The sequence below is a fragment of the Aureibaculum algae genome (assembly GCF_006065315.1).
GTDB classification, from domain to species: Bacteria; Bacteroidota; Bacteroidia; order Flavobacteriales; family Flavobacteriaceae; genus Aureibaculum; species Aureibaculum algae.
This window is the reverse complement of sequence record NZ_CP040749.1, coordinates 1,787,676-1,800,132: the sequence shown is the minus strand read 5'-3', so window position 1 is coordinate 1,800,132 and position 12,457 is coordinate 1,787,676. Positions and strand designations below refer to the sequence as shown.

At 33.3% G+C, this 12,457-nt stretch carries 8 protein-coding genes; 6 read left to right on the top strand and 2 right to left on the bottom strand.

What is annotated here, in order from left to right; genetic code table 11:
- Together FF125_RS07380 and FF125_RS07375 are read right to left on the bottom strand one after the other, a co-directional pair.
- Entirely contained in the window at positions 1-864 is an 864-nt protein-coding gene (locus tag FF125_RS07380) for an alpha/beta hydrolase family protein (RefSeq protein WP_138949158.1), read from the bottom strand.
- Complete coding sequence (locus FF125_RS07375; protein ID WP_138949157.1) at positions 864-1,283, bottom strand: hotdog fold thioesterase; 420 nt, start codon at positions 1,281-1,283, stop codon at positions 864-866. The genes FF125_RS07380 and FF125_RS07375 overlap by 1 nt, the downstream gene beginning before the upstream one ends.
- 110 nt (positions 1,284-1,393) lie before the next feature.
- On the opposite strand from FF125_RS07375, the gene FF125_RS07370 reads away from it, so the two are divergent.
- The 6 genes from FF125_RS07370 (at position 1,394) to FF125_RS07345 (ending at position 12,307) form a co-directional block, all read left to right on the top strand.
- Positions 1,394-1,909 carry an IS1096 element passenger TnpR family protein gene (locus FF125_RS07370; protein WP_175418883.1) on the top strand — a complete coding sequence of 172 codons (516 nt, stop codon included), beginning with the start codon at positions 1,394-1,396 and terminating at the stop codon, positions 1,907-1,909.
- Between the two features lie 166 nt (positions 1,910-2,075).
- The gene (locus tag FF125_RS07365; protein WP_138949156.1) at positions 2,076-2,975 is read left to right on the top strand and encodes an ABC transporter ATP-binding protein; all 900 of its coding nucleotides are present in this window, start codon (positions 2,076-2,078) and stop codon (positions 2,973-2,975) included.
- Positions 2,976-2,993: 18 nt separating this feature from the next.
- The gene (locus FF125_RS07360) at positions 2,994-3,872 is read left to right on the top strand and encodes an ABC transporter permease (RefSeq protein WP_138949155.1); all 879 of its coding nucleotides are present in this window, start codon (positions 2,994-2,996) and stop codon (positions 3,870-3,872) included.
- Positions 3,873-4,470: 598 nt separating this feature from the next.
- The gene (uvrB, locus tag FF125_RS07355) at positions 4,471-6,459 is read left to right on the top strand and encodes an excinuclease ABC subunit UvrB (RefSeq protein WP_138949154.1); all 1,989 of its coding nucleotides are present in this window, start codon (positions 4,471-4,473) and stop codon (positions 6,457-6,459) included.
- A gap of 756 nt (positions 6,460-7,215) precedes the next feature.
- Positions 7,216-11,322, top strand: coding sequence for a T9SS type B sorting domain-containing protein (locus FF125_RS07350; RefSeq protein WP_138949153.1), 4,107 nt, complete (start codon positions 7,216-7,218; stop codon positions 11,320-11,322).
- A 58-nt stretch (positions 11,323-11,380) separates the two neighbouring features.
- A complete protein-coding gene (locus FF125_RS07345; RefSeq protein ID WP_138949152.1) occupies positions 11,381-12,307 on the top strand; it encodes a PorP/SprF family type IX secretion system membrane protein in 927 nt (308 codons plus the stop codon).
- Positions 12,308-12,457: the final 150 nt, after the last annotated feature.

Here is a 12,457-nt window from a genome sequence, read left to right as displayed (position 1 = left end):
CTATTTAAGTGTTTTTAAAATTTCACTTTTTATCAAATCAAAATTTGACCAAACTAATTCATGACCAACACCATCAAGGGTAATCATTTTAAATTTATCTACATCAATTTTATGTTGTAAAAAAATTGAATTCTCATAAGGTACAATCCAATCAGCATCACCTTGAATATTTACAATTGGTGAAGGGCTTTTATTCCATAAATTCTCATACTTGGGCAAATCAAATAGGTGTGAATATTTTTCTTTCGCTGCCGCTTGTACTTTTTTAGGCAGAATCCATCGTGTTAATTTCCAATCATAAATTTTTAATCCCCAAAAAATTGGTTCTAAATCAGCATTTACAGCACTAGCCAAAGATACTTTATACTTGTAATTTTTGGGTGAAGCTAAAACGATTGAGCCCCCATAAGAATAACCAATTAATATAATTTTCTCAGCAGGAATACCATTAGTGACTGCATTCAAAAGACCCAATTCAAAAGCTAGAGTTCCTTGAACATTACCAGTATTTTCCGTACCATACCCTATCCTGTCATAACTCAATATATTCGCCCTTGCATTTAATGTGCTATCTGTTAAATACCTTTTATAGTCTAAAAAATCTCCAGGAGAGCCATGTACAAAAACTAATGTTGACAAACTGGTATCAATTTTTTGCTGCATTTCCGCCACACGATATTCAAACCCATTATATGTTTTGTGGATAATTTTAGGATGTAAACTATTTATAGATAATTCCGTTAAGGCTTTTTTATCAGATGTTGGACTTAAAAAAATATGAGCGGCAATCACTATACCAGTAAAAAATACCAAAAGAACAATCCCGATAACTTTTAAAATCTTCTTGATTCTTTTCGGCATCATTATCCTTTTCTATTCAGAACAATTACAGTAAGCTTACAAATAGAAATCAATTTTTCTTGTTCATCAACAATCCTAATTTCCCATAATTGTGTTGTTCTACCTTTATGGATAGGTTTTGCTATTGCGGTAACTACTCCGTCTCTTATACCACGAATATGATTTGCAGTGATTTCCAATCCACGTATTTCTTGTGTATTGATATCAATAGAAAAATGAGCTGCGGTACTACCTACACTTTCTGCTAAGGCCACTGAAGCACCTCCATGCAACAAACCTGCTGGCTGATGCACTCGAGCATTGACAGGCATAGTTGCGACTAGATAATCCTCACCAATATCTGTATACACAATATTCAATGTTACCATCAAGGTATTCTCTGTACGACTATTTAGTTCTTCTAATAATGCTACTTTATCCATAAAACAGTTCTATTTGCCGTAAAAGTAATGAAAAGACTATAAAAGAAAAAGTTACTTTCAGTTCTTATTATTTATAACAAATACATAACTTTGCCCCAGATTAGAATGCTATGATATATAAAATAAGATTGATATTAGATACTAAAGAAGATGTTGTAAGAGATATAGCTATTGATTTTAACGATTCATTAGAAGACTTGCATAATGCTATTACCAATGCCTTTGGTTTTGATGGTACAGAAATGGCTGCTTTTTATCTTACAGACGATGATTGGAACCAAGGTGAAGAAATCCCTTTGTTTGATATGAACGAAACGGAAGCTAATATTTCTATGCAAGGTTTTATTCTTAGAGACATTTTAACTGAGGATAAAGGTAAACTGCTATATGTATATGATTTCTTTTCAATGTGGACATTCTATGTAGAGTTGATAAGTTCTGAAGAAAAGACGCCACAAGTTGAATTACCAAGTATATTACTTTCAGTGGGAGTGGTACCAAGCGAAGCTCCAGATAAGGAATTTATCAGTGAGGATAGTTCTAATGGTGATGATGACGATGACTTCGATACACTAGAAAATTTTGATGATTTTGACTTCGACAACTTCGATGAGTTGATGAATTAAGAATGATCGAACACATTTGTGTTTAGCCAATATCCCGAACCCTTAATTCAATTTTTGAGATTAAAATTTATTGATTAAATTAACTAAAGAAAGGAGAAAAACTTTTTTTTCTGTTACGAAATTCAATTTCGTTCGTCTTATTTAATGTAATCAAATAATCACAATCTTGGAAACCATCTTATCCCTCAGAAATTTAGATAAAAAATTTGGAAGTGTACATGCGGTAAACAACTTATCCTTTGATATTGAAAAAGGTAATGTTTATGGCATTTTAGGTCCAAATGGTAGTGGAAAATCTACTACTTTAGGAATCATCTTAAATGTTGTTAATAAAACCTCTGGAGAATTCAGTTGGTTTGACGGAAATATTTCTACACATGAAGCCTTAAAAAAAGTTGGAGCAATTATAGAGCGTCCTAATTTCTATCCGTACATGACAGCGGTGCAAAATCTAAAACTTATTTGCAAAATCAAAGGCGTTTCTTATGATAAGATTGATGAAAAACTAAAAGTTGTTAATTTATTTGAGCGTAGAGATAGCAAATTTAAAACCTATTCTTTAGGTATGAAACAACGATTAGCTATTGCCTCGGCCCTATTAAATGATCCTGAAATTTTAATTCTTGATGAACCTACCAACGGACTCGATCCACAAGGAATTCATGAAATTCGTAAAATTATTAAAGACATTGCCCGTAATGGCACTACAATTCTTTTAGCATCTCACTTATTAGATGAAGTAGAAAAAGTATGTTCCCATGTGGTTGTTATCCGTAATGGTGTTAAACTTTATTCTGGAGCTGTTGATGGTATTACGGCTACAAATGGCTATTTTGAATTAAACACGGAGGCCGATTCTGAAAAACTTAAGGAATTATTAGAAAAGCATCCCGCAATTGCTAACATAAAAGAAGAAGAAGGAAAATTAATAGCCTCCTTGGAAAATGAATTGTCAGCATCTGAAATCAATGCTTATTTATTTAAAAACGGAATAACGCTATCGCATTTAGTCAAACGAATGCCAAGTTTAGAGCAACAGTTTTTAACCCTTACCAACAACAACTAACCTATAAGCTACCACATAATGTTACGACTTTTAAACATAGAATTTCACAAACTAAAACACAACAGAGCCAGTAGAGTGCTTACTATCATCTACTTTGCTCTACTTACATCAATTGCATTAATCGCAGCTATAAAATTTGATATTGGTGTTATAAAATTCCATTTAGCCGATCAAGGTATTTTTAACTTTCCTTATATCTGGCATTTCAATACTTATATGGCATCTATCTTTAAGTTCTTTTTACTCTTGGTAATAGTCTCTATGATGGCAAATGAGTATAGTAATAAAACATTGAAGCAAAACTTAATTGACGGTTTAAGTAAAAAGGAATTTATTCTATCAAAATTTTATACTGTAATTGTTTTTGCTGCAATTTCTACATTTTTTGTATTTGTAGTATCAATGATCTTAGGCCTAATTTATTCAGATTTTAATGAGTTAAGTATTATTTTTTCTGATCTCGGTTATCTTTTGGCATTCTTTATAAAATTAACTGCTTTCTTTTCGTTTGGTCTTTTTATGGGGATTCTAGTGAAACGATCAGCCTTTGCGGTTGGAGGTATTCTCGTATGGTTTTTTGTAGAAAATATTTTTAAGGGATTTCTATATTGGAAATTTAATTCCGATAAACTCGTATCAAATAATACCGTTAATAGCGACTCGTTATCTTCCATTGGTGTAAATGATATCATGCAGTTTTTCCCATTAGAGTCTATGGCTAACTTGATAAAACAACCTTTTACAAAACTAAATGCGATACAAACTGCCGGAAAACAATTAGGGCAAAATTTTGCTTTTGATGTTAGTGTACATTGGTATCAAATTGTAATTGCTACTGTTTGGATATTTATTTTTATTTATGCTTCTTACGCCATATTAAAGAAAAGAGATTTGTAGAACGCTATCTTTAACTCAAAAACAACTAAAGTGATCAGTTACACTTTTTAAATATTGAGCAAAAAAAATGGGTATTGTTTATGAACCAATACCCATTATTTAACTAACTAACTCAAATAATATACAACAAATTTAAGGCAGAATTTTTTGATTAATGTTAAATTACTATTAAACAATTTACGATTAATGTTAATAATTGTTAAAATTTTAAGATTTAAATTGAATTATATGGAAAATTATCAATTTCATTTAGAAGCGTAGAAATCTAAAACAGTAAGTTTTCCAGAAAATCGTGTATTTTAAAATACGTATTGAAGTTATATTCAAAAAAAAATGGGCATTGTTTATGAACCAACACCCATTATTTAACTAACTAACTCAAATAATATACCGCAAATTTAAGGCGGAATTCATCGTTTAATGTTAAATTAGTATTAAACAATTTATACTTAGTGTTAATTAATGTTAACGATAACGTTATCGTATATCTTAAACTCTTTTTCATCGTATTATACACCAAATTATGAATTCATATTAGTTCATACTTAAAGCGTTTACCATATGCTATTAATACAAATTAGTTCATTATTTTTGTAAGATGCAATTCGACTTAAAATCAGAATTTAAACCTACAGGAGATCAACCTGAAGCCATTAGACAACTTACAGAAGCTATAGCTTCAGGCGAAAACTATCAAACCTTGTTAGGTGTTACGGGTTCTGGTAAAACTTTTACAGTGGCCAATGTTGTTAATAATATTCAACGACCTACTTTGGTATTGGCTCATAATAAAACGTTGGCCGCACAATTGTATTCTGAGTTTAAACATTTTTTTCCTAATAATGCGGTAGAATATTTTGTATCCTATTATGACTATTATCAACCTGAAGCCTATATTCCTTCAAGTGGATTGTATATTGAAAAAGATCTTTCTATAAATGATGATATTGAACGACTCCGATTAAGCACGACATCTTCGTTATTATCTGGTCGTAGAGATGTATTAGTAGTAGCCTCCGTTTCTTGTTTATATGGTATCGGTAATCCCGTTGAATTTAAAAAGAATGTGATCCATATTGAGGTTGATCAAAAGATTCCTCGGACCAAGTTTTTACATCAATTGGTTACCAGCTTATATTCTAGAACAGAATTTGAGGTAAAAAGCGGGACTTTTAAAGTAAAAGGAGATACAATTACTATTTTCCCTTCCTATGGAGATTATGGCTATCGTGTTCATTTCTTTGGTGATGAAATAGAAGAAATGGAAAGTTTCGATATTGTCAATAATCAAATCATTGAAAAATTTGAAAAACTAACGATATATCCTGCCAATTTATTTGTGACTTCGCCAGATGTATTGCAAAATGCAATTCATGCCATACAAGAAGACATGGTTAAGCAGGTTGATTACTTTAAAGAAATAGGTAAACATCTTGAAGCGAAACGTTTAAAGGAACGTACCGAGTTTGATTTAGAAATGATTCGTGAATTAGGATATTGCAGTGGGATAGAAAATTACTCGCGTTACCTTGACGGAAGACAACCTGGTACACGCCCCTTCTGTTTATTAGATTATTTTCCTGAGGACTATTTAATGGTGATTGATGAAAGTCATGTTACCATACCGCAAACCCATGCTATGTATGGAGGTGACCGTTCTCGAAAAGAAAATTTAGTAGAATACGGATTCCGCTTACCCGCTGCTATGGATAACCGACCACTAAAATTTGAAGAATTTGAAGAAATTCAGAATCAGGTAATTTATGTTAGTGCCACACCTGCAGATTATGAATTGCAAAAGACAGAAGGTGTTTTTGTAGAACAGATTATCCGTCCTACTGGTTTATTGGACCCAGAAATTGAAATCAGACCTAGTTTAAATCAGATTGATGATTTAATCGAGGAAATTCAATTACGTGTAGAAAGAGACGAGCGGACATTGGTTACTACTTTAACGAAACGAATGGCAGAAGAACTGACCAAATATTTAAGTAGAATTAACATTCGATGTCGTTATATTCACAGTGATGTTGATACCTTGGAACGCGTAGAAATTATGCAACACCTTCGTAAAGGCCTGTTTGATGTGTTAGTAGGTGTAAACCTACTAAGAGAAGGATTAGATCTACCTGAAGTTTCGTTAGTTGCTATTTTAGATGCCGATAAAGAAGGTTTTTTACGTAGCCAACGCTCTTTAACCCAAACAGTTGGTAGAGCTGCAAGAAACATTAACGGTAGAGCTATTATGTATGCCGATAAAATTACCAATAGCATGCAGTTGACTATTGACGCAACTAACGGACGGCGTGAAAAGCAAATTGCATACAATACAAAACATAACATTACCCCAACGCAAATTAAAAAGAGTCTAGACGATAGTTTAAGTAAAAATAATATTAGTTCTTTTCATTATGATGCCGCTGCAACTAAAGCTGCTGAAGAGGATTTAGAATATTTACCAAAACCTGAAATTGAAAAACGCATTAGAGATCGTCAAAAAATGATGGAAAAAGCTGCCAAAGCATTAGACTTTTTAGTTGCCGCTCAATTAAGAGATGAAATAAAAGTGTTGAAAGAGCAGTTGTAACGTTTTTCTATAACGATTTGTAGGATTATAAATCGTCAACACTGATGTCAATTTCAGTAAAGTACCCCATGACTAATTACTGTTGGGATATTCTTTTTTTAATCTTATGAATCAAAGTGTAAATAAAAGCCGTCTCTTCAGACGGCTTTTTTAGCTATTAAATTTAAGAAGACTTTTAATTGGCCATTTGTAGTTTTAGACCGTTTAACATAAAAACAACCTAATCGTAAAATATCCTAAAAATTCTTCCTTTTTCTTCATTCATTAAAGTTATCCTACTCAAAATCAGCTTTATAAAATTACACTCTGTAACCTAGGTTCACTAACAACAGACATAAATCAAATTCCGATGCTGAAAATGATATCTAGGATAATATATTTTTACAAAAAATAAACTAAAGATGAGCAAATTGTTTTCATCTAGTCATTTCTACGAAAAATGAATAAAAAAAAACAAACTACAAAACACCAATAATGAGTAACATACACTAAAGGGTTTCATAAAAAACTAATTTTTTTCAGGATAAATTCATTTCAAATTGTTTTTAGAAAAAAAAGAAGCTGTTATGTATTTAGAAAATTTACAAAAAAAATGTATTCAAATAAATCTCACCATTGTGATGATTTCTTATACGTCAAAAAAATCAACACCTCCAAATTCCAATAATTCAAAATCGGGCTAAGCCTGGTTATACTTATACACATTTCAATAAATACCCATACACATTTTTATATAACCTATAAATCATCACTATTATGAGATTTAAATTCAACACTCGTTTATTATTTCCATTTCTTTTTGTACCCATATTCTTAATACTGGGACAATCTGAAGTTTTTGCTCAAACAAAAGTTTTTGCAACTACAGTGTCTAACCGCAATCATACAACTGATTTTGAGAATGCCGTGGATTCCGATTTACAAACTAAAGCAGTTATTAGAGCTAATACTGGTACCGCGTTGGGTATTGGTGCATATTCTGGGCAATTAGAACTAAAGTTTCCTGCAACGGTTTCGGCCAATACTACTTCCTACATTAAAATTGATGCCGATGATAATTTATTCCCAGCACTTTTAGGAGGCAACTTAGGTCATCTAATTGATGATATTTTAGGTACCGTACTAATCGGGAATCAAGAATTTAGTATTCAAGTGCTTAATGGAACTACAGAGTTACTTTCTGCAAATTCACAAATCGATGGTGATTTTGCCAAGCCAAATATAAGACTGGTTGTAAATGCTTTAAATGAATATTTTATTGCTGTGACACCCAATCAGGCCTATGACAAAATTAAAATAACAAATCGTATAGGTTCTCTTTTAGGATTGAACAATACCAAACGACTGAATGTTTATGGTGCCTTTTATAACAGTAGTCCAAATGAATGTGGCCAGGCTGCTTATACCTCATATGACGGTTACGGTCTTAATCTGGATGCATTAAATATTGGTGGCGTTGGTGTTACTCACCCTGAGTATGCCATTGATGCTAATCCTGATAATTTTTCAGAATTAAGTATGGGTATTTTAAGTGCAGCGGGTTCTATTTCACAAACTATATATTTTGAAGGCTTATCGAACATCAATGACAATTATAATATTCGTTTAAAACTAGACCCTTCTTTACTTACAGTTGGCGTTGCCAATTCCATTCACATCATTGCAAAAAATGGAACCAATGAAGTCGCTAATATATCTCTTTCAAGTCTTCTAAATGCTGATTTACTAACGTTACTTCAAGGAAATAGAATAGCTAAAATTCCTTTTTCCCCAGAATCGAAAATTGACAGAATTACAATAAAATATATATCGCTTCTTAATGTTAATTTGACACAACGTTTGGATTTTTATGGTATTGAAAGGTCTCCTGAGCTTCCAACAATAGCGTCTGTTAACCTAAACCAAACAGCCTGTAAAGGTTCAACAGCCAACTTGGTTGCTACTTCTAATGATGCTAGTTTGGAGCTAAGATGGTATGAAGAATTGGAATCTGAAAACCCGTTGGCAATTCATAGTACAGGAGAAGCATTTACTACTCCAGAAATACAAGGAGACCACACCTATTATGTTGCTGCTGGAAAACCTGGATGTCCTATAGAATCTGCCAGAGTTGCTGTTCATATTACTGCACTGGCTACACCTTCATCGGATGATATTTTAATTCGAGGGAACGAAGCTCCATTTTGTTCATCGAGTCTTGTTGTCCTTACTCCTGAAAGTTCGGAGAAAGGAATATTTAGCTGGTATTTTGATGCAAATAAAACTTTAAAAATAACCAATGGTCTAATTCAAAATGGTGTCACTTATAGTATTGATACTAATGGTACATTAAGTATTGATGGTTTATCAGTGGCAAATTCTCCTTATAACTATTATGTTGGATTGACAAATGAAAAGGGATGTTCTAATGCTCTAGGTGATCTTAAAATGACTTCTGTATCTATAATTAATGGCAACTTAGTTCCAATCATAAGTTTAGATGAAAATACAACTGCAGACGATACAATTTCTGAAGTTGAAGCTTCGGAAATCATAATAATATCAGGTACAGTAAGTAGTGATGCCCAAATAGGTGATGTTATAAACCTTTTTATTAATAACAATACATATACCACTGCCGTCAAAGACAATTACACCTTTGAAATCGGCGTAGATGGTAGCGATTTGGCGGAGGATGATGACCTAACAATTGATGCCCTATTAAAAACAACGAACGGAACCTGTTCTAGTACTGCGGCGGACTCAGATTCATATGCATTGAATAGTATAACCCTTACGGTACCAACGGTAAACGCTCAACAATCTAATGATAGCAGTCCGATTATTACTGGTACTGCAGATTCAGATGATAATTTAACAGTTCGAGTAAACGGAATTGACTATACCGAAAATGATGGCGATTTAGTAGATCATGGTGATGATACCTGGAGTTTAACAATTCCTGAATCCAATGCGTTACCAGAAGGAACCTATGATGTTGCTGTTACAGTATCTGATAATGAAGGTCATACGGCAAATGATGCAACAACTGATGAATTAGTTATTGAAGCGAATGCAGTAGTTCTTACTGTACCAACGGTAAACGCTCAACAAACCAATGATGGTACTCCGATTGTTACAGGTACTGCAGATTCAGCAGATAATTTAATAGTTGAAGTCAACGGAATTAATTTTACCGAAAATGATGGCGATTTAGTGGATCATGGTGATGATACCTGGAGCTTAACAATTCCTGAACCCAATGCGTTGCCAGCAGGAACCTATGATGTTGCTGTTACAGTAACTGACGATGACAGCCATACGGCAAATGATGCAACAACTGATGAATTGGTTATTGAAGCGAATGCAGTAGTTCTTACCATACCAACGGTAAACGCTCAACAATCTAATGACAGCACTCCAATTATTACTGGTACTGCAGATTCTGCAGATAATTTAATAGTTGAAGTCAACGGAATTGATTATACCGAAAATGATGGCGATTTAGTAGATCATGGTGATGATACCTGGAGCTTAACAATTCCTGAATCCAATGCGTTACAAGAAGGAACCTATGATGTTGCTGTTACAGTATCTGATAATGAAGGTCATACGGCAAATGATGCAACAACTGATGAATTAGTTATTGATGCCAATGCAGTAGTTCTTACGGTACCAACGGTAAACGCTCAACAAACCAATGATGGTACTCCGATTGTTACAGGTACTGCAGATTCTGCAGATAATTTAATAGTTGAAGTCAACGGAATTAATTATACCGAAAATGACGGAGATTTAGTAGATCATGGTGATAATACTTGGAGTTTAACAATTCCTGAACCCAATGCTTTACCAGAAGGATCCTATGATGTTGCTGTTACAGTATCTGATAATGACGGTCATACGGCAAATGATGCAACTGCGGATGAATTGGTTATTGAAGCGAATGCAGTAGTTCTTACGGTACCAACGGTAAACGCTCAACAATCTAATGACAGTACACCGATTATCACTGGTACTGCAGATTCAGCAGATAACTTAACAGTTCGAGTAAACGGAATTGACTATACCGAAAATGATGGCGATTTAGTAGATCATGGTGACGATAGCTGGAGCTTAACAATTCCTGAATCGAATGCGTTACCAGAAGGAACCTATGATGTTGCTGTTACAGTATCTGATAATGACGGTCATACGGCAAATGATGCAACTGCGGATGAATTAGTTATTGAAGCAGTAACATCAGACCTTACTATTACTAAAACTGTTAATGTACTAACCCCATTGATTGGTGAAACGATCGTATTTACGATTACAGTACATAATTCTGGTGAAACTAACTTAAATGAAATTTTAGTTGATGAGCAAATTAGAGATGGGTTTACCTTCTTAAATTCAACCGTTTCAGTAGGTGAATATAATTCGGCTCAAGGTATTTGGACCATTTCTCAATTAGACATTAATGAAACGGCCACATTGATGGTTACCGTTAAAGTGAATACCAGCGGAGATACATCCAATACAGCAACTATCATTTCTTCTGATCCTGAAGAAACGAATATTGATAACAATTCAGACACGGTGACCATTACACGAAGTTGTTTGACTATATATAATGAGTTTTCACCAAATAACGATGGAGCCAACGATACTTTTAAAATTAAATGTATTGAACAATATCCTTTAAACACCTTAAAAATTTTCAACAGATATGGCAGTCTTGTATATAGTACTTCTAGCTATAAAAACAATTGGAAAGGTATTGCAAATGTTAGTGGTGTTGTGAGAAAAGGGGAAGCATTACCATCAGGAACTTATTTCTATGTCCTTAAAATCAAGGATTTTGATAAAGAATTAACAGGATGGTTATTCTTAGCGAAATAACAGATTTACACTTTTAAGAATTAAATCAAAATAAAAGCAACCAGAAAACTTAAAGATCATGAAAAGTAAAAACATAAAATTCGGTGTGTCCATATTATTTGTATTCATCTGCAACTTGACAATGGCACAACAGCAACCTCAATATACGCAACACATGTATAATACCACCGCCTTAAATCCTGCCTATGCAGGAACAAATGAAGGATTAGAAGCTACCTTATTGCATAGATCTCAATGGGTTGGCGTTACTGGAGCTCCAGTAACCCAATCCCTATCCATTGATGGTAAAGTTGGTCAACGTATTAGTTTAGGTTTAGGTGCTTATAATGAAAAGATTGGCCCCTCAAATGAGGTAAATATCAATGGGATTTTTGCTTATGAAGTAATGTTAGGGCAAAACACACGTCTCTCTTTAGGTCTTAATTTAGGAATTGATTTCTATAATGTTGATTGGTCAAAAGGATTGTATTACGACAATCAAGATCCAATTTTTAATGAAAATGTGAATGAAATTAGACCAATCGTAGGTGCTGGATCGTTTTTGTATGGAGAAAAATGGTATTTAGGTGTATCTGCTCCTAACCTACTCGGTTTAAATTCATTTAACGCAAAAAATGACGGTGAGCAAGTAATTGAACGTGTTAATCATTATTACTTAATGGGTGGTTACATTTTCGATGTATCACGAGACTTAAAATTTAAACCAGCAGTTTTAGCAAAAGTTATAGAAGGGTCTCCCGTTTCCATAGATGCTTCTGCTAATTTCTTAATCCAAGACAAAATAACCCTTGGTGCAGCATATCGATTTAACGATGCGGTTAGTGGAATAATTGGTCTTCAATTGGGGCAACGTATTTTTGTAGGTTATTCTTATGACTATACTTTAACAGATTTAAGTGACTACAATAACGGTTCCCATGAAATTATTTTAAAATACTCAGGCGGTAATGCTAAGAGGAAATCAGGTGCCGTTCGTTTTTTCTAACCTCCTCCTAACTTTAAACGAACCGAATTTTTTATTTTGTCTAATCTTATAGAAACTTTAAACCATTTCTTATAATGATTTGAACCTAATAAATACCCTTATGCCTGAATTCTAAAATAAAATTGCTATAAGAACCTCAGGAATTATTGA